The following is a 19338-nucleotide window of genomic DNA, read 5'->3' on the forward strand; positions in this document are numbered from 1 at the left end:
CATGGAAACGATCTGTTACTTGTACGGCTTTTGGAAAACATTTTTTGGCTATTAACTTCATGGAACTAGCCATGTCTAAGGTAATTTCAGTAACTGCTTGTCTTTTTTTAAAATCTATTTTGCTTACTTTTTCAATGACTTGCTCTGTCTTGGTTCCAGCAACAATAGCAACTAGTGAGCCTTTTTTACCTTTAGCTTTTTTATTGGTGACAATAGTGTAAAGCTCCCCTTGAGACAAGGCTACTTCATCGATAGATAAATGAGTTCCCATGTTATTGGGGTATATAATCCATTGGTGAGCGTGTTCTTTGGGTTCCCAAGTGCTAAATGAGCTGAGATGTTTTTTATACTGTCTTTGAAGTTTTTTACCGTTAACCCCAAAGAAACCTCCAATAGTATGACAATTAATAGCTGTGTTATCTATTAATTTCTTTTAAAAAAGCCGCAAATTCTTGCGTCATACGTGTTCCTTTAGCCACTAAAGCCCAATCTCTTTTAACAATTTCTCCATTAGTTTTATTGGTCCAACGACGACGTTTAATGTGTAAATAGACAAACTTGCCTCTAAGGGGGAAATCTTGAATTGTGATTTCCTCCGAAAAACCTTTAGAGACTAATTCCTTTGAATCAAACTCTTTTGGAGGCTTTGATTTTTCTTCGAAATACAAGTGTAGGTTTTCCTCTGAATTTTTAAAAGAGTTCAAATCGAAATGCTCAACTAAAAATTCAGGTAATATGAGTTTTAATAATTCCAGATAGGATTCCACGCTAATTTGTTTTTAGCAAATATCTATATTTTTATTAAATCCTCCCCAAGTTTTGTTCCTGATCCATAGGATTTTGTTCGTTTTTTATCACCTAGATTGGGGTTGATTTGAAGTTTTTCAATCAACCAAAAATGTTTATACCTAATAGTGTAACAACAGCATCTTATCGATGATTTGGGTTAAAATGAGGTGGGTTATAGTGAATGTAAAGCATAAAAAAAGTGCTATGTAACTCGCATAGCACTTTTTTCATCTATTGTGTCCCGTCCTGAAATAACGATACACAAAAAAACATCTTAGAAGTAAATATTAAACTAACTTTTTTTGTAAATACTGTAGATGGCATTAATGGTTTTTTCGTCTAAAACTGCGTCCACTTCGGTCTGGATATAATGTAATTTAAAAGCGGTGATGGCAGCATTAAGATTTTTGGTATCGTATCCGATGATGCGTAAAGCTTGTTCAACATCAAAATTCGCGGGTGCCGATTCTAAAATGGTATCATGCCATAATCCAAAACCATTTTCGGCTAGGGTTTTCCAAGGGAACAATGGGCTAGGATCTTTCTTTCGTGTAGGTGCAATATCAGCATGACCAATGATATTTTCTTTTGGAATGTCATAATCCTTTTTCAGTTTACTCAATAATGACATTAAACTCTTAATTTGTTCTTCTGGAAAAGGTTCATAACCGTTATTGTCCAGCTCAATTCCAATGGAGCATGAATTAAGGTCTTTGTTTTTTCCCCAAGAACCATTGCCAGCATGCCAAGCACGTAAATAATCATTAAGCATTTGTACCACTCTTCCGTCTCTTCCTATTACATAATGAGCACTTACTTGTGTTCTTGTTAAGGTAAAGGTTTTTATAGTTTGTTCAATAGAATCTTGAGCTGTATGATGTAAGATGATAAAATTAGGTTTTCGGAGGTTGAAATTTACCGTCCCAATCCATTCTGTTTGAATACCATTATCAAGTGATTTGGATTTAACACTAATGATTTCGTCGCTAAATTTGTAAATTTTATGGGTATAGGTAGAGTCAATTATTAAAACGGTTTCAGTAACAATAGGTAAAGGTTTTGATTCTTTAACCGAGATTTCTTCCTTAAACGTATTTAATTTTTCTTCGTATATTTTTTCAGAAGTTTTTTGAGGTTTTGGTCCGCAAGAAGTTATGAATAGAGCGGCAATAAATAAATAAAAATAATTTTTCATATTGGATGGATTCTTAGATAGAACGAGGGGGCTGGTTATTTATTGCGTTTTGATTTCTTTTTTGAGTTTGGCTTCTCTTCCGACCATTTTTTATAGAGCTCTTTTTGTTCAGGATTTAGAAATTCATTAATTTTTCTATTGGTGGTTTCGGCTAAGGCTTGAATTTCTTTTCCTTTTTGTTCTTGTCCAACTTTTTCATCTTTCATAATAATCCCTTGCTCACGGATACTTTCCTTTAAAACATTTCCGATAGCGATTTCTTGTAAAGCATCCAGTTTTAATTCCGGTTTCATTCTTTTCATGATTTCACCTACCGTTACTTCAACAGGGATTTCTTCGGGTTGTGGTGGGGTATTGGTTGTGATTTCAGAATCTAAACGTTGTCTTCCATAGCCATTTCCATAGCCGTAACCATTTCCATAGCCGTATTGGGCTGAAACACTTGTGATTGAAAGCACTAAAATGAAAGCGCTGAAAATAAGTTTTAAATTTTTCATAAGCGTAAAAGGGTAAGTATTGAAACAATATAAAAGAACTATGCGGGTTCTCCGTAAAGATCAAATTCAGTAGCGTCTGTAATTTTAATCATGGCAAATTCACCCGTTTTTAAATAATGTTGAGAGGCATCAATAAGAACTTCATTATCAACATCTGGACTATCAAATTCGGTGCGACCTATAAAGTGTTGTCCTTCTTTTCTGTCGATAATGCATTTGAAAACCTGACCTACTTTTTCTTGGTTTAAATCCCACGAAATTTGAGATTGTAATTCCATGATTTCATTGGCACGTGCTTGTTTTATTTCGTCTGGAACATCGTCCTTGAGTAAATAAGCATGGGTGTTTTCTTCGTGTGAATACGCAAAACATCCCATACGGTCAAATTTCATTTCTTGCACAAAGTCTTTCAAAATTTCAAAATCCTCTTGTGTTTCGCCTGGATAACCTACAATTAAGGTGGTACGAATTGCCATTCCAGGTACGGCAGCTCTAAAATCTTTAAGTAGTTGAGTGGTTTTAGCTTGAGTTGTTCCACGACGCATGGATTTCAAAATAGAATCTGAAATATGCTGTAACGGAATATCAATGTAATTACAAATCTTAGGTTCGCGTTTCATTAGTTCCAAAACATCCATTGGGAAACCAGTTGGGAACGCATAATGTAGACGAATCCACTCAATGCCTTCAACAGCTGCTAAAGCTTCTAGAAGTTCTGCTAGATTTCGTTTTTTATAAATATCAAGACCGTAATAAGTCAAATCTTGGGCAATCAAAATCAATTCTTTTACACCATCACGAGCCAAACCTTCAGCTTCTTTAACCAATTTTTCTATGGGTTGTGAAACGTGTTTTCCTCTCATAATCGGGATAGCACAGAAACTACATGGTCTGTCACAACCTTCGGCAATTTTTAAATAAGCATAATTTTTAGGTGTTGTTGTCAAACGTTCTCCTAGTAATTCATGTTTGTAATCAGCGCCTAAAGCTTTTAAAAGTTGTGGTAATTCCGTAGTTCCAAAAAATTGATCTACATTGGGAATTTCTTTTTCTAAATCAGGGCGATAACGCTCAGATAAACATCCTGTTACGAAAACCTTGTCAACTAGTCCTTTTTCTTTCTTGTCAGCATATTCCAAAATCATATTAACGGATTCGGCTTTTGCGTTGTCAATAAAACCACAAGTGTTAATAACGATTATATTGCCTTCTTTTTCGGCTGGAGCTTCGTGTTCTACTTCTTTACCATTGGCACGAAGTTGTCCCATTAGCACCTCGCTATCATATATGTTTTTAGAACACCCAAGGGTGATGACGTTGATTTTATTCTTTTTTAAAGACTTGGTTCTCATAGATTTGTAAATTGGAGTGCAAAATTACGCTTTTTTATCCAATCCCAATTAATTTAAGTGGGTTTTAGAATGTTTTTTGGTGCTATTTCCAACTGTTTGCTCTACCTGGCTGTCGGCAGAAAGGCCTTACTTTGGATATATGACCGTAGCCACAAGGGTGTAACTGCCATCTGGGTTAAAAAAAATCCGTTCCAAATTCATGAAACGGATTAAAAGAGATAAGTTTTTTATAATTCAAATAATAGGGTCAGGGTTACGGTGTCAAGTTTGGAGTTTACTTTGGCTGCGCTTGTTAAACCTTGTGTGAAAAAGCCTTGTTGTTTATTTCGTTCTGATGTGGCATAAGACAAGTCAAGTTTTGTGTTTCCAAAATTATATCCAATACCTGTGGAATACCCTCTCAAATCACCAATAGTGGTGTTGTTTTTATATGGGCTTTCCTCAAAACGATAGCCAGCTCTAAGGCTTAATGCTTGTATTTTGTATTCTCCACCAATTCTTATTTCTTGAGTATTGACAAAGGTATTACTCATAACGTTATTCAGTCCTCTAAAATAAGGGTCGTTTTCAGGTTTAAACTTAGTGTTGCTATAATCCTTTAAAGCATAATCAATACTAAGTAATCCTTTTTTGCCAAAAACATAGGCAAAACTTCCTGTATATTTTGCAGGGGTTTGTAGTTTGTATGGGTCGTAAATATTTGTTGAATTAGGATTTACTACGTCTGCCGGCAGACTACCGCTGGAATTGCTGCTTACGGCTGTTATTCTTTGCGAGAATTCATCGTATATATTATACCAAGTGGGTGATTCATAAGCCAAACCAAAGCGAATCTCATTGGTGATTTTAGCAATAGCTCCCAGTTGAAATGAAAATCCGGAGCCGTAAGAGTAAAGTTCGTTATTAAATTCCACTTGAGTAACTTGGTAATCCGAATTTAAATTATTGTTATTGTCTTCATAAAATAAGGAGGATTGTGTGTAATCAATAAAATGAGTATTAAGATTAATTCCAAGATACAATTTGTTTTTATAAGATGTAGCAGCATTAAAAGAAAGTTTTCCATTATAACCGCTAGTGTATATTGCGTTCTCTTGATAGTAATTTCCACCCGGTGCTACATTTGATGTGTATTGGGTGTTATTACCTGCTGTAGAAACAGGATTGATGATATAAGCTTGATAGCCTAGAAATGCTTGCTGTTCATCGTGTAGCAAGTTTGGGTAGCTGAAATCTTCTAAGGTGCTTAATGGAATTCCATTAGCATAATGTAAAAAATATTCGCTTATTGAACGATTGGGGTTGGTACCAATGGAAACCACAGCATTGTCGAAATTGTTGGTGTTTTCGTAATTGATAGCTAATGAGAACTTTTTCCAGTCGTTTTTTGGGTTTTGGAATACAAATACAATACCTCCTTGGTTCAGTTTAATTTTATCGTTTTTCTCAGTGAATTGGGTTCCAAAATAATTGGATTCGTTTTTGTTATTGTAACTGCTAAGACTAAAACCCATTTGGTTGTTAGCAAAAACGGCTGACCCAGCAGGATTGGAATTTAAGGAGGATAGATCTCCCCCTAAAGCTCCAAAAGCACCACTCATTGCACGATAACGTGCAGTACCATTAAGGTTGTCCATAGAATATCGTATCGCATCAACCGATTCTTGTGATTGAGCTACGTGGATTGTTAGTCCTGTTATTAATAGGATGAGGTATTTTTTCATTTTCTTCAAGTTAAAAAGTTGAATATTAGGCTAAAGAAGTCAGATTATCTTCCGCCACCTCTTCTGCTTGAACCTGAGGAACCACCGTAACTTCCACCTGATGAACTTGATCTAGAAGGTGAAGAATAACTGTTGTTGCTAGGGCTATAGCTTCTACTAGGTGTATTGCTTTCGTATCGTGGACTGGTTGTGTTTCTAGAATTAGAGTATTCGGAATTATTTTGATTTTGAGATTCTACTCGTCTAGAAAAGGTGTTAGAATTGCTCGTGCTCGTTTCATTTCGTCTGCTACTAGATTCTGAGGAAAATCGTCGGTTAATGGTGGTGTTATTTTGATAGGTTCTACCACTATTTGAGTTGTTGTAATTTGAATTATTCAAAGTTTCGCCTCTTCTTCCTGAATTATAGGAGTAATTGTTGTTGTAGTAACCGCGATTTCCATAAAAATAAGGTGAGTTGTAATATCCCCAACCATAATATGGTGAATTCCAGCCAAAGGAATTCCAACCAAAACCCCAACCATAATAAGGATAATCCCAGCCAAAACCATAGGGATATCCCCAACCAAAGTTAGAATACCCCCAACCGTAATATGGGTTGCCAAAACCCCAACCAAAACCTAAGCCCCAGTTGTTGTTAGAATAAATATTGATATCTGTTTTTGCAGCATTGTTTCCCCATCCAGCGTATTGTTCGTTGTTGTTGGCGTTGTTATTATCGTAATTGTTGTAATTTTCTACATCTGTAAAAATTTGATCTGATGGATATTCGTTTTGTAGTGAATTGAAATAGTCTTTATAAGGATTGTTTGGGTTTGTTCTTGGAGCAACTTCTGTTCGTTGTACATTAGAATCGCCATAGATACCATCATTATCATAATAGGAGCTATTTTGATAGGAACCACAAGATGATAATAAAAGACTGCTTATGCTAAATACAATATATAGCGAAGCTTTTTTGAGTGAAAAAATAGAAGTTTTCATATCTATATGGTTTTTTATTGTTGCACAATACAAAAATAGTTAGTTTTGCCAAACTATTTAGTTAAATAAAAATTAAACAATATTTGTGCCAAACTATTCAATATGAGTAAGAACCTTACCACACGATCCGAAGATTATTCAAAATGGTATAACGAGCTGGTTGTAAAAGCTGATTTAGCTGAAAATTCGGGCGTTAGAGGCTGTATGGTTATAAAACCTTACGGTTATGCAATTTGGGAAAAAATGCAAGGAGAATTAGATAGAATGTTTAAAGAAACAGGTCATCAAAATGCCTATTTTCCCTTATTTGTACCTAAAAGCATGTTTGAGGCCGAAGAAAAAAATGCCGAAGGGTTTGCAAAAGAATGTGCAGTGGTAACGCATTACAGGTTGAAAAACGACCCTGATAAAGCAGGGAAATTAATAGTTGATCCGAATGCAAAATTAGAGGAGGAGCTGATAGTGCGTCCTACATCCGAAGCGATTATTTGGTCAACATATAAAGGGTGGGTGCAATCCTATAGAGATTTGCCGTTGTTGATTAACCAATGGGCCAATGTGGTTCGTTGGGAAATGCGTACCCGTTTGTTCTTAAGAACAGCGGAGTTTTTATGGCAGGAAGGACATACAGCTCATGCAACACGTCAAGAGGCGATAGAAGAGTCAGAAAAAATGATGAATGTATATGCTGATTTTGTTCAGAATTTCATGGCAATACCTGTTGTGAAAGGATTGAAAACAGAATCTGAGCGTTTTGCTGGGGCGGTAGAAACCTATTGTATTGAAGCTTTAATGCAAGATGGGAAAGCATTACAGGCTGGAACTTCGCACTTTTTAGGGCAAAACTTCGCTGAGGCATTTGATGTGAAGTTTGCGAATGCCGAAGGGAAGCAAGAATATGTATGGGGAACTTCTTGGGGGGTTTCAACCCGTTTGATGGGGGCTTTGGTAATGACGCATTCTGATGATCAAGGTTTGGTGTTACCTCCTAACTTAGCACCTATACAAGTAGTGATTGTTCCTATATATAAATCAGAAGAACAATTAATGGCTATTGGTGGAGCTGCAAGTGAATTGATGGTTAAGTTGAGAAAATTAGGTGTATCGGTTAAGTTTGACGATAGAACTACTCAAAAGCCAGGGTTTAAATTTGCCGAATGGGAATTAAAAGGGGTTCCTGTCAGAATTGCCATTGGTCCAAAAGATTTAGAAAATGGAACTTTTGAGGTTGCAAGACGCGATACACTTACTAAAGAAGTGAAATCTAGTGAAGGTATCGAAAATTATATTTGTACGCTTTTAGAGCAAATCCAAGAGGATTTATTTAATCGAGCTTTAGAGTATCGAAATACTCATGTGACCGAAGTGAATGATTTTGAAGAATTTAAATCAGTTTTAGAAGGTAAAGGGGGGTTTGTTTCGGCTCATTGGGATGGAACAGCTGAGACCGAAGAGAAGATTAAAGATTTGACAAAAGCAACGATTAGATGTATTCCTTTGGATGCTAAAGAGGAGCTGGGAGCCTGTGTGTTTACTGGGAAACCTTCTCGTAAAAGAGTGCTTTTTGCAAAAGCGTATTAAAAAATTTAATTTTTTTTACTTGTACTATTGTACGTTTAAAAAATAGATGTATCTTTGCAACCGCAATACAGAAGCACGGTCCGTTCGTCTATCGGTTAGGACGCCAGGTTTTCATCCTGGTAAGGGGGGTTCGATTCCCCCACGGACTACGAAATACTGTTTAATGAAATAGATTTCCTTCTTCTAGGAAATTATGGTCCGTTCGTCTATCGGTTAGGACGCCAGGTTTTCATCCTGGTAAGGGGGGTTCGATTCCCCCACGGACTACAATTAATCTTTATGTTAATTTTTAGATTGATAACTAACTAGGTGATAATGGTCCGTTCGTCTAGGGGTTAGGACGCCAAGATTTCGTCTTGGTAACAGGGGTTCGATTCCCTTACGGACTACGATGATAAAATAGTAAAAGATAAAAAAAATATAATAAAATGGCAAATCATAAGTCAGCATTAAAAAGAATTAGAAGTAACGAAAAGAAAAGAGTGTTAAACAGATATCAACACAAAACTACTCGTAATGCTATCAAGGCGTTAAGAATAGCTACTGATAAAGCTGATGCTACTTCTAAATTGTCAAATGTTATTTCAATGATTGATAAATTAGCTAAGAAAAATATCATTCATGACAACAAAGCTTCAAACTTAAAATCTAAGTTGACTAAATTTGTTGCTAAATTGTAATAGTTGCCTTTTTATATCTTATAATTAAAGCCTCTTTTTTAAGAGGCTTTTTTGTTGTGGTAAAAGATGTTTGGTGTTGTGATAAAACAATCGACCGCTTGTGTTATATGGCAAGCGGTCGATTGTTTTTTTATAGTAATAAATTTTGATTTACAATTTGGATGAAAGTCCTTCTAGCATTGAGATGGAAATAGGTTTAGGTAGAAAATCAATTACCATGGGGTATTTTTTTGATTTTTCTAGGTCTTCAGGGTCAATGGTGGAAGAGAGTACTATAATTTTAGTTTTTTGATTGAATTCAATATAGGTATCTGTGCTGAAGCAATCTAAAAATTCCCAACCACCCATTACAGGCATGTTTAAGTCTAAAAAGATAAGTTGAGGGATAGTTTGTGATTCAATGTTATTTTCTTTGATTTTGTCAAAGTATTTTAGAGCTTCTTCGCCGTTTTGGGCGGTATCTGTTTCTTTTGAAAAAGCAGCTTTGATAATTACTTTTTTACACAACATTAGTGTTATTGGATCGTCGTCAACACACAATATTTTGTCTAACATTATTATTTATTTTTGAAAGTTAAGGTGAAAGTTGTTCCTTTGTCAACCTCACTATCTACCTCGATAGTTCCGTCCATAGCATCAATCTGAGATTTTACAAGATAAAGCCCTAGTCCTTTGCTGTCTGGATAATCATGAAATCTTTGATAAAGGCCAAAAATTTTATCTTTATTTCGATTTAAATCAATTCCAATTCCGTTGTCTTTAAATTTAAGTGTAACAAGGTTGTCGGTTTGATCCGCTGTAATTGAGATTTTTAAGTTTCGCTTGTCGGATTTGTACTTTAAGGCATTGGAGAGCAAATTGAGTAAAATACTTTCGATATAGGATTTGTTGGCTATAATAGTTGGGACTTTGTCAAAATCAATTTTTAAGATAGGTCGGTGTAAGTCAAATTGAAAGGAAAGTTGGTTGAAAACATTTTCAAATATGTCTTTGAGAGAGACAGTCTCTTTTAAAGTTGAAGAGTTGTCTTTGATGATCATTACTTTGGTTAGGTCATTAATGGTTTCATTTAGTAAATGTGTGGATTTGTTGAAACCATGTAGGATTTCTTTCAATTCGATATCGTCAATAGTGATGTCTTCTATTAGAGCGAGTAATCCCATTAGATTTGATATCGGAGCTCTTAAATTGTGTGAGGTAATGTATGAAAATTGTTTTAAATCCTTGTTGTTGCGAGTAAGTTCTAGAATGAGTTGCTCTCTTTCTTTTTCTTGTCTTTTTTCGGCTGTAATGTCCCGCTGTATAGATATCCAATGAGAGAGTTCTTTGTCGGTGTTGTAAATAGGGATCATTGAAAAGTGTAACCAAAATTCTTCTCCATTTTTTTTATAACTAATCATTTCAATTACACATTCTTCATAGTTTTTAATAGCTGAAATGATTTTCTTAATGATAGCAGGGTCCGTGTTTGGTCCACTTAAAAAATCAGGAGATTTGTGGATAATCTCATCTGATTCATAGCCTGTCATAGTGGTAAAGGCAGGGTTTACATAGACTATTTTAGGGAGTTTGTTTTTGTGGAAATGTGCTTCGGTAATTACAATCGAATCTTTTGTTTGGAGGATTACTGTTTCAAGCAATTTCAGTCGAAGTTCTTCTTCTTTTCTTTTTGTGATATCTTGTAGGGCTCCAATCATTCGGATGGCTTTGCCGTTTTCGTCTTTCAGTAGGAAGCCTCGGTCTAATACATATTTATAAGTGTTATCTGCGCATTTGAAGCGGTATTCATCTTGCCAGTTTTCTGTTTTTTGTTCTATAAATGAATAGAGTTTAATAGACATTTTGATACTGTCCTCAGGGTGTATGTTTTGAAACCACCAGCTTGAACTTTCTCCCACTTCCTCTTGGTCATAACCAAAAATACCTTTGATTCCTTTGTTCCAATACAATTTGTCTTCGGCTATATTCCAGTCCCAAATGGTGTCACTGGTAGCTTTGGCAACAATATCATATTTTTCATTGGATTCTCTTATCTCATTATTGGTTTGTTTTAATTTTTCAAGCACAGTTTTACTCTTTTTTTCATTTTGAGTTAATATGTATCTGAAAATTAAGGCCGTAAATGTTACTAATATGAGGTCTTTTGAAAAATTGAAAACAGGATAGCTTTCATTATGTAGAAAACGCAGAGAAAGTTTATGAAAAACAATAACCGCAAACATGGCTATTAGCACATATACTATGGTTATTTGGTTTATTTTGTTTTTCATACCCAAATGTAATTAATTATTGTTAATTATAAAATTTCCCTTAAATTATTTTAAAAGTTTGTTTAAAAGATTTTTTATTAGTATTTAGAGTTAATAGAAGGTAAAGTATTTGTGAAATGTTTTATATCTCGAAATAAAGTGTACCTTTGCACCCATTAAAAATTACAGATGGAATCAATTAGAAATATTGCAATTATTGCTCACGTCGATCACGGTAAAACAACTTTGGTTGATAAAATTATGTATCATTGTCAGTTATTTCGTGAAAACGAAAATACAGGGGATTTAATTCTGGACAACAATGATTTAGAGCGTGAAAGAGGTATTACCATTACTTCAAAGAACGTTTCTGTTCAATACAAAGGAACAAAAATCAACATTATTGATACTCCTGGTCACGCCGATTTTGGTGGAGAAGTAGAGCGTGTATTGAATATGGCTGACGGTGTATGTTTGTTAGTAGATGCCTTTGAAGGGCCAATGCCACAAACTCGTTTTGTACTTCAAAAAGCAATTGACTTAGGATTGAAACCATGTGTAGTTATCAATAAAGTGGATAAAGAAAACTGTACTCCAGAGGAAGTACATGAAAAAGTTTTCGATTTGATGTTTGAATTAGGGGCACAAGAATGGCAGTTGGATTTTCCAACCGTTTATGGTTCGGCAAAAAATAACTGGATGTCAGATGATTGGAAAAATCAAACTGAAAACATAGAGCCACTTTTGGATATGGTTATCGCAAATGTACCTGCTCCTAAAGTATCTGAGGGAACACCTCAAATGTTAATTACTTCCTTAGATTTCTCTTCATTTACTGGACGTATCGCTATTGGTCGTTTAGAAAGAGGGGTTTTAAAAGAAGGAATGCCTATTTCTTTGGTAAAAAGAGATGGAAAAATCATTAAGTCTAGAATTAAAGAATTACATACTTTTGAAGGTTTAGGTCGTAAAAAAGTAGAAGAAGTAGTAGCTGGTGATATCTGTGCTATTGTTGGAATTGAAGGTTTTGAAATTGGGGACACTGTTGCCGATTACGAAAATCCAGAAGCTTTACAAACCATTGCTATTGATGAACCTACAATGAGTATGTTGTTTACCATAAACGATTCACCATTTTTTGGTAAAGAAGGTAAATTTGTAACTTCTAGGCATATTAGAGAAAGATTGACTAAAGAATTAGAGAAAAACTTAGCCATGAAATTGGGTGAGACTGATTCGGCTGATAAGTTTATGGTTTTTGGTCGTGGTGTATTGCACTTATCTGTTCTTATTGAAACAATGAGAAGAGAAGGGTACGAATTACAAATTGGACAGCCACAAGTAATTATTAAAGAAATTGATGGTGTAAAATGTGAGCCAATCGAAGAATTGACTATTGATTTACCTGAAAACCTTTCAGGACGTGCAGTAGAATTTGTTTCGGTACGTAAAGGAGAAATGCTTTCTATGGAAGGTAAAGGTGAGCGTATGGTGGTTAAGTTTAACATTCCATCTCGTGGAATCATTGGATTACGTAATCAATTGTTGACAGCTACTGCTGGTGAAGCTATTATGTCACACCGTTTTATTGGATATGAGCCTTACAAAGGAGAAATTCCAGGAAGAAATAACGGATCATTAATCTCTATGGAAAACGGAAAAGCAATTCCTTATTCTATTGATAAATTACAAGATCGTGGTAAATTCTTTGTGGATCCAAACGAAGATATTTATGAAGGTCAAGTAATTGGTGAAAATACACGTAGTGATGATATGACGGTTAACGTTACTAAAACGAAAAAGTTGTCTAACGTACGTTCTTCTGGAGCTGATGATAAAGCAAAAATTATTCCTGCAATTAAATTCTCATTAGAGGAAGCATTGGAATACATCCAAAAAGATGAGTATGTAGAAGTTACTCCAAAGTCAATTCGTTTAAGAAAAATCTATTTGACTGAAACAGACAGAAAGAGATATAAGTTTTAATCGCATTATACTTTTTTAAAAGAGCCATTCTGAACTATTTTAGAATGGCTCTTTTTTTGGAATATGTTTATCTTTTTAGAGTGAAGTGCCCTTTTACTTCTCTGCCATCTTCGAGTTTAATAGTGTACCAATAATCATCTGTAGGAAGTTGGGTGTTGTTATAGATGCCGTCCCATCCTTGTCCTAAGGGATTGAGTTGTTTTAACAATTTTCCGTAACGGTCAAAAATGTACACGGTTGTTTTAGCATTAAAATTGACGTCAACTCCCATAACATTCCAGTAGTCGTTGTAGCCATCTCCGTTAGGGGTAAAAAATTTAGGCACTCCAATAACAGAAATAACTTGGCTAACGGTACCACATCCATTGATGTCTTTTATATAAACGGTATGAATTCCAGAGGGGACATTATTGAAAAAATTAGATGTCTGAAACGAATTAGTGGGGTCATCAATACTGTATTCGTAATCACCCAAACCTACTGCATTAACGGTAACTGTATTGTTGTCTGTTAAGTCTTTAATTTCAATAGAGCTTATTGTGGCAATATCTGAAGGTGTTACCATAATGCTTCGTGTTCTACTACATCCAGTTGTTTTAGAGGTGACTTCCACTTGATAAATTCCTTCGGCATTTACATCTAAGGTAGGAGACTGATTAGGTAAAATTACATTGTCTTTGTACCATTGATAGGAATAATTGGAGGTAGGTGAACCGTCATTGATGCCCGCATTTAATTGTACAAAAAAAGTAGGTAAATTAGAACAGATTAATTCATCTTCGTTTCCGTCAATATTAATGTTGATTTTAGGAAGCGGGTGAACAATAAAAGGGATTGTCATAGTGGCAGGACAACTAGTGTTTAAGGGATTTTCAATTTTTGCTGTTATTGTTTGCGTGTTAGTGATAAAAGGATTTGGTAATGGGCTAGGTAATGCATTGTTATTTTGGTCAAAATAACTGACTTTCATGCCCGTTTGTGTTCCTAATAATGTTGATTCGAAAGTAGAAGTGTTGAACGCAAATTTTCCATCTTGAACCAAAGGGTCGGTTTCGTCATCACAAACCGTCGTTAGCGAACTAGGGATTGCAAAAGCTTGCGGTAACTTATCCACAATAAATGCTATTGATGTTGCTTCGAAACATTGTTGAGCAGTATTATTGGTCACAACGGCTTTGATTATTTGTGAGGTGGTTGTGAACGAAGAAGGGAACGGGCTGTTAATTAGGTTTCCGTTGGCATCTTTTAACGGGTTGTTTGTACTATCATAATAGGTGACAGTTTTGTTGGTTTGTCCATTCAATAAAGTGGTCTCTAAAGAAGAGGTGTTAAATGTAAATATGCCGTCTTGGTTGTCGTCACATTGTCTAGGAATAATGACCGTATTAGCAACAGGGAGTTTTTCTACAGTCAAAGTAACATAAGGTCCTAGGCCATAACAAGCATTGTCAGTCTCGCTATCTACACGGGTCCAAATTTCTTGGGTATCGGGATATCCAATATTTCTATAATTAGTCGGATTGGTTATTGGGTTAATTTCGGCTAATGCATCGTTTTGGTTTTTGTAAAAACGGATGGTATAATTGCCTGCTGGTAAAAGGGATTTAATGTCGGCTTCGGCATTGCTAAAATCAAATGTAGCAATACCGTCTCGATTGTTGTTATTAGTGTTGTTATTTCCATTAGTGTCTAATAAATCATCGCAAACAAAGTATGATTTACTAAACGTAAGAGGGATTTGTGTTGCAATTACTTTAAGTGTAATTTTTGCTACCGAGAAACAATTGTTTGCATTAGTAACTCTTGCCCAAATGGACATGGTACTTGGGATGGTGTTAGTAAAACTCAATGGGTTCTGAATTAAATCAGCGGGGTTAGCAGTATTGGCGCCAGATAATGTGGTGTAATAGCTAAACGTTTCATTGGCTGCATTAGTAGAAATAGCATCATTTTTTACTGTAAGATTAAATGCTGTAATTCCATCTAAATTGTCATCACATTGAACAAGGGTAATGTCATTTGTGGTAGGTAGGGTGTAGCTAATTAGAGTGGTTTCAGCAGAAAGTAAGCCACAACTGTTTCCTGTTTTGTTTATAAAAACACGGTATTTGTACCCGTTCATGCTTGTTGATACAGAAGAAATTGACAGACTATTAGTAGTTGCTCCACTGTAAAGGCTGTTGTCTGTAATGGAAGTCCAAGTAGTTCCGTTGATTGATAGTTGCCATTGATAATTATCGCCGTTAGCTGTAATTCCTATTTGAGTTGGTTGAAGATCACAAGTAGGTTGAGCTAGCGGTTGGTTGGTAATAATTATAGGAGCAGAAATTAAATAATTTGTATTAGGGATTAAATATCCAGTAGCACTGGTCACTTGTCCTTTAGTGTTTATGGTGATGGGAGTATTTCCTAATATTCCATCATTGTTTGGGTCTTGATATCCAGCTTCAATAACATCAAGACACGAGTCGTTATCGCTATCGAGTTCGCGATAGTTTTTGATTCCATCATTATCACTATCAGGGGTACTGGCGTTAGTGCCCGATTCGTCAATATCGTTTATACCATCATTGTCACTGTCCCAGTCAATATAATCTGGAATCCCATCATTATCAGTGTCAATAGGTGTTAATCCAGTTCCAAAGGCATTATCGATACCGTCTTTATTGGAGTCGGTATTGGTAAGGGGAACAGGTGTGTTGCCTTGGGCTTCAATACGATCATCGATACCGTCATTGTCGCTGTCATCGTCCATTTGATCAGGGATTCCGTCACCATCCGTGTCTGTAGCTACACAACTGGCAAAAAGCTTAAATGTGGATTTGTTGCTGTTGGTTTCGGATAGATTTTTGTGAGTGATGGAAAAGGTATTGGTCAAATTCGATGAAAATCTAAAATCACCACTTCCAGGAGTTAATGGAACCGTGCTGTTTAGTCTAAATCGGATTTCGAATGATGAGTATTCGGTAACGCCACTTTCATAGATTCCATCATAATTGGTGTCTATTAGCAATTGATTGGTTGGGTTAGTAACTGTAATTGTTTTGTTGACATCTGAGTTGACAATGTACTCTGCATTCGCATTAAGATAGTCGCCGTTATTTCCAAAAGTCACGTATTCCATAACGATGGATATGGGTTGGGTAAACGTTATTTTTTGAGTGACATAGCTGTCTAGTCCAGCTGGAATATCGGTAATGAAGCTTCCGTCTGAACTTCCTGTTATAGGAGTGGTATTTGCATTTGTTGACGTTGTTGTAGTGGTTGAGTAGGGATTAGTATATGTTCCTGTTGTAACTGTTCCGCTGGTGTTGGCGATATTGATGTTGTAATTACCATAAGATTCCATACAATTGGTAAGTCCATCGTTGTCATTGTCTAAGTCTATATTGTCGTTAATAGTGTCCCCATCACTATCAGTAGGGCATTCACTTACTGGGATTTTGTCAGAAAGTAGGGGAGCGGTACTTGGGCAGCCCGATATACTTCCTTTTACATTGTAATAACCTGGGATAGTAGGGGTGTAGGTATTGTTTACAGCACCAGGTATAGGAGTGTCGTTAAAAAACCACTGAAATGAATCATAAGATGAAATGGTATTGACTTTTAATGCCACATTAGGAATACAGGAATTGCTGGAGGTGGTAATTTTATTAAAATTGATTTCGGGTTTGGTGTCAAATCCTGAATAATATCCGCCATAGGTTGCGGCATTATTGGTTCCAAAATAAGAAACATATACTTGTTTCGTTGATTTTATGGCGAGATTACCTGTAAGACCGCTAAGAGTATGTCTTATAAAGCCAGGATTACCTGTTATGGCCACGGGATTAGTACTGATGACAGTATTGTTAACAGATACTGTTGCTCCTGTTTCGGTTACAATATTTAAAATACCCGTATAACTGGTGTTCCCAATGGCTTCTACCATAGGAATATTATCAACTGTTCTAGGTGTGGTGCAGTTTAACGGTGGTACAAAAAATAGGTTTTGATTTGCAGAACTGTTTGTGCCTCCTATACTTTGATAAGCAAATACGGGTTCGCTAGTCGTTACGTATAAATTGCCATTTATAAAATTGGAACCATCAAAGTTAGTGTATTGGCCAGCATTCAGTGTGATATAAGGGGTGGTGCTTCCGTTGATGTAAACCGCTGTGTTGTTTACATGTGCTACTAGTTGCACACGTTCTAAATCATCGGTTCCAAGCCCTTTGACAAAAATGTATTCTTTACCTGTTTTTTCAAAGGAAACAATTTGGTCAAAACCGACATCTCTTCCGTTTAATACAGAATTACTACCAGCAAATGAGCCCGAGTTTACTGCCACAGGTTTATCTGTTTCGATTAATGCACCAATCATTTTAGAACTATTACTTGTAGTGGTATTGCTGTTTTCAATCGCTAGTACATAACTTTCATTTTTATTCAAATTAACTACAATAGGGCCATTGATTATTGTGCCATTCGTAAGAGCTGTTCCTGTTGGAATGTTGGAAATAGTAAGTTTTGTGTTATTTTCGGTAGCTAAAACTGAGGCAAAGTTTAATAGGGAAGAGTCTGTATTTACGGGATTGAGCATCGCTCCTAATCTAAAAGTTGTTCCCAATGCACTATTTCCTTTAGAAACAATTCCTCCAGCGTGATTGTACGAAGTACTGTTGTTATTGAGAGCCGAATTGATTCTCATGCTCACGTATATTTGTTCATCTGCTTCAATGATATACCCTTTGTTGCTTAGTTTTTCGATCGTATTTTTTGGAGTCATTAATCGAGTAGCGCTTCCTGTGCCAATAGAATGAACATAAGGATTAGTATTGGAGACAACTCCTGTTATAGTATTTCCACCAATTTCGATAATTTTGATATTTACATTAGTAGTGCTAGGAGTTGAAATATAAAAATAATGGTCAAAAGCAAGGTTATTATTACAGGTTATAGGTGGGATGTAGTGTGTTTTGCTAAATTGTGCAAAAGCGTGTATTGATAATAGTAACAGTAATACTAGGAATTGTTTTTTCATTTGATAAAAATAATGATATTTTTATTTCTATATCATAAAAAAAAATGTAATTTATTGTGTAATTAGTTATGGATGTAAAAGAGAACAAGTATAAATAGTCTTTTTTTTGTTAAAGCCTAAAAATAGGTTTTTTTGATTTCTATAACTGATACAAGGAAAAGGATTTTAATTAACGTAAATTTGTGTCTTATAACTAATATGTATGAGTGATTCTTCTGTTTTATATAAAAAACCAACTTACCCCATTAATAACGCTTTGTTAGGTTATCTGGAACGTTTTGATCGTATATCCAGCGTTTCTGTCTGTTATGATGATTTACTGCGATTTTCTGGGTCTATAAATGTGTATGATAAAAATGATCAAGATACCTTGTGGGTTCGCGTATATTATCCAGAATATGAAAGAAAAGAGATTGATTTAAATTTAAAAAAAATCTATACGCTATTACATTCTGATGGAAATGTCGAGATTATCAAGTTTTTGAATATTGATGCGATTGACTACTGTACGTTTGGGAATTCCAAACCTTTCCGTATAAAAGTTAGAAACATTCTCAATGACAACTATGTTCATTTTTATATTAAAAAAGCAGATGCCTCCCGAATCTATGGACTGGAATTAGAAGATATACTCTCGCCTGATAAAATCAATTTTTTAGTCTATCATGATACTTTGATTGAAGAACATATTATCGGGATACCAGGCGATGTTTTTATGGAAACGCTTTTGAAAAGTTGTACCGAAACTGAAAAATCTCAAATTGCCAAAGAATTTGTGAAATTCAACGAGCGCTGTATGATTCGACTTTTGGGCGATATGAGAGCCTATAACTATGTGGTATTGCCCATTCACGATTTTGACCAAGTAGTGTATAAAATTAGGCCTATCGATTTTGACCAACAATGTTATGAGGGAAATTTTAGAATTTACCGGGCGCAGTTTTTTAAGGAAAATAATCCTATGGTGCAATTGGTCAAAAGCAAATTACAAGATTCCTCTATTGAACAATATAAAAATGAAGAGCGAGCTGCATTAGCTAAACGATTGCATTCAGCAAGTAAAAGAATCAATAGATTGTTACAAATAATGGCTAATGACGTGATAGCACCTGACGATCATATCACAAAGTTAAAACTTGAATTATACCGCTATACGAATGATTTGAATTTTAAAAACGCAACTTCAATGGGAAAAGTACTCGAAGCAGCCTTTGCATTTGTGACCAGAAATTATAAGAATGCCAATGTCTTTAAAACCGATTTTTGATTTACACCAGTA

14 protein-coding genes and 3 tRNA genes are annotated in these 19338 nt (G+C 35.4%); 7 read left to right on the forward strand and 10 right to left on the reverse strand.

The genetic code is table 11. From position 1 onward, the window contains the following. The 7 genes from K5R64_RS17240 to K5R64_RS13145 form a co-directional block, all read right to left on the reverse strand. Positions 1 to 271, reverse strand: a 271-nt coding sequence (locus tag K5R64_RS17240; RefSeq protein ID WP_255580382.1) for a transposase, incomplete at its 3' end; no start/stop codon positions are given. Positions 272 to 416: 145 nt separating this feature from the next. After that, on the reverse strand, positions 417 to 767 hold the full coding sequence (locus tag K5R64_RS13120) for a transposase (protein ID WP_220764068.1): 351 nt from the start codon (positions 765 to 767) through the stop codon (positions 417 to 419). Between the two features lie 314 nt (positions 768 to 1081). Further along, positions 1082 to 1984 carry an N-acetylmuramoyl-L-alanine amidase gene (locus K5R64_RS13125; protein ID WP_220764070.1) on the reverse strand — a complete coding sequence of 301 codons (903 nt, stop codon included), beginning with the start codon at positions 1982 to 1984 and terminating at the stop codon, positions 1082 to 1084. 35 nt (positions 1985 to 2019) lie between these two features. Beyond that, entirely contained in the window at positions 2020 to 2481 is a 462-nt protein-coding gene (locus K5R64_RS13130) for a hypothetical protein (RefSeq protein ID WP_220764072.1), read from the reverse strand. A 38-nt stretch (positions 2482 to 2519) separates the two neighbouring features. Beyond that, positions 2520 to 3833: a 30S ribosomal protein S12 methylthiotransferase RimO gene (rimO, locus tag K5R64_RS13135; RefSeq protein WP_220764074.1), complete on the reverse strand. Its 1314-nt coding sequence runs from the start codon at positions 3831 to 3833 to the stop codon at positions 2520 to 2522. Between the two features lie 227 nt (positions 3834 to 4060). Further along, positions 4061 to 5557, reverse strand: a complete 1497-nt coding sequence (locus K5R64_RS13140) for an OmpP1/FadL family transporter (RefSeq protein WP_220764076.1) — start codon at positions 5555 to 5557, stop codon at positions 4061 to 4063. 44 nt (positions 5558 to 5601) lie between these two features. After that, the gene (locus K5R64_RS13145) at positions 5602 to 6540 is read right to left on the reverse strand and encodes a hypothetical protein (protein WP_220764078.1); all 939 of its coding nucleotides are present in this window, start codon (positions 6538 to 6540) and stop codon (positions 5602 to 5604) included. 102 nt (positions 6541 to 6642) lie between these two features. Between K5R64_RS13145 and proS the strand changes: the two genes are divergently transcribed. From proS to rpsT, 5 genes are all read left to right on the forward strand, one after another. Further along, positions 6643 to 8121: a proline--tRNA ligase gene (gene proS, locus K5R64_RS13150; RefSeq protein WP_220764079.1), complete on the forward strand. Its 1479-nt coding sequence runs from the start codon at positions 6643 to 6645 to the stop codon at positions 8119 to 8121. 77 nt (positions 8122 to 8198) lie between these two features. Continuing rightward, positions 8199 to 8270: transfer RNA gene (locus K5R64_RS13155), tRNA-Glu, on the forward strand. Positions 8271 to 8316: 46 nt separating this feature from the next. Then, positions 8317 to 8388 (forward strand) — tRNA-Glu (locus K5R64_RS13160). A gap of 50 nt (positions 8389 to 8438) precedes the next feature. Beyond that, positions 8439 to 8510, forward strand: a tRNA-Glu gene (locus K5R64_RS13165). Between the two features lie 39 nt (positions 8511 to 8549). Continuing rightward, the gene (gene rpsT / locus K5R64_RS13170; RefSeq protein ID WP_220764080.1) at positions 8550 to 8801 is read left to right on the forward strand and encodes a 30S ribosomal protein S20; all 252 of its coding nucleotides are present in this window, start codon (positions 8550 to 8552) and stop codon (positions 8799 to 8801) included. Between the two features lie 150 nt (positions 8802 to 8951). On the opposite strand, the gene K5R64_RS13175 is transcribed toward rpsT, so the two are convergent. Together K5R64_RS13175 and K5R64_RS13180 are read right to left on the reverse strand one after the other, a co-directional pair. After that, on the reverse strand, positions 8952 to 9356 hold the full coding sequence (locus K5R64_RS13175) for a response regulator (RefSeq protein WP_220764081.1): 405 nt from the start codon (positions 9354 to 9356) through the stop codon (positions 8952 to 8954). Positions 9357 to 9358: 2 nt separating this feature from the next. Continuing rightward, complete coding sequence (locus tag K5R64_RS13180; protein WP_220764082.1) at positions 9359 to 11071, reverse strand: PAS domain-containing protein; 1713 nt, start codon at positions 11069 to 11071, stop codon at positions 9359 to 9361. Between the two features lie 168 nt (positions 11072 to 11239). On the opposite strand from K5R64_RS13180, the gene typA reads away from it, so the two are divergent. Continuing rightward, a complete protein-coding gene (gene typA / locus K5R64_RS13185) occupies positions 11240 to 13036 on the forward strand; it encodes a translational GTPase TypA (protein ID WP_220764083.1) in 1797 nt (598 codons plus the stop codon). A 67-nt stretch (positions 13037 to 13103) separates the two neighbouring features. On the opposite strand, the gene K5R64_RS13190 is transcribed toward typA, so the two are convergent. Next, the gene (locus K5R64_RS13190; protein ID WP_220764084.1) at positions 13104 to 18059 is read right to left on the reverse strand and encodes a T9SS type B sorting domain-containing protein; all 4956 of its coding nucleotides are present in this window, start codon (positions 18057 to 18059) and stop codon (positions 13104 to 13106) included. Positions 18060 to 18261: 202 nt separating this feature from the next. Here K5R64_RS13190 and K5R64_RS13195 point away from each other — a divergent pair, with 202 nt between their 5' ends. Next, on the forward strand, positions 18262 to 19326 hold the full coding sequence (locus K5R64_RS13195) for a hypothetical protein (RefSeq protein ID WP_220764085.1): 1065 nt from the start codon (positions 18262 to 18264) through the stop codon (positions 19324 to 19326). Positions 19327 to 19338: the final 12 nt, after the last annotated feature.

It is taken from the genome of Flavobacterium sp. UMI-01, assembly GCF_019656315.1.
Taxonomy (GTDB): Bacteria; Bacteroidota; Bacteroidia; order Flavobacteriales; family Flavobacteriaceae; genus Flavobacterium.

Bases quoted from the DNA above. Each gene is read 5' to 3' on its own strand.
- K5R64_RS13130 (WP_220764072.1), bottom strand. From the start codon at position 2,481: ATGAAAAATTTAAAACTTATTTTCAGCGCTTTCATTTTAGTGCTTTCA.
- K5R64_RS13190 (WP_220764084.1), bottom strand. From the start codon at position 18,059: ATGAAAAAACAATTCCTAGTATTACTGTTACTATTATCAATACACGCT.
- K5R64_RS13145 (WP_220764078.1), bottom strand. From the start codon at position 6,540: ATGAAAACTTCTATTTTTTCACTCAAAAAAGCTTCGCTATATATTGTA.
- K5R64_RS13175 (WP_220764081.1), bottom strand. From the start codon at position 9,356: ATGTTAGACAAAATATTGTGTGTTGACGACGATCCAATAACACTAATG.
- proS (WP_220764079.1), top strand. From the start codon at position 6,643: ATGAGTAAGAACCTTACCACACGATCCGAAGATTATTCAAAATGGTAT.
- K5R64_RS13140 (WP_220764076.1), bottom strand. From the start codon at position 5,557: ATGAAAAAATACCTCATCCTATTAATAACAGGACTAACAATCCACGTA.
- K5R64_RS13195 (WP_220764085.1), top strand. From the start codon at position 18,262: ATGAGTGATTCTTCTGTTTTATATAAAAAACCAACTTACCCCATTAAT.
- rimO (WP_220764074.1), bottom strand. From the start codon at position 3,833: ATGAGAACCAAGTCTTTAAAAAAGAATAAAATCAACGTCATCACCCTT.
- K5R64_RS13125 (WP_220764070.1), bottom strand. From the start codon at position 1,984: ATGAAAAATTATTTTTATTTATTTATTGCCGCTCTATTCATAACTTCT.
- typA (WP_220764083.1), top strand. From the start codon at position 11,240: ATGGAATCAATTAGAAATATTGCAATTATTGCTCACGTCGATCACGGT.
- K5R64_RS13180 (WP_220764082.1), bottom strand. From the start codon at position 11,071: ATGAAAAACAAAATAAACCAAATAACCATAGTATATGTGCTAATAGCC.
- rpsT (WP_220764080.1), top strand. From the start codon at position 8,550: ATGGCAAATCATAAGTCAGCATTAAAAAGAATTAGAAGTAACGAAAAG.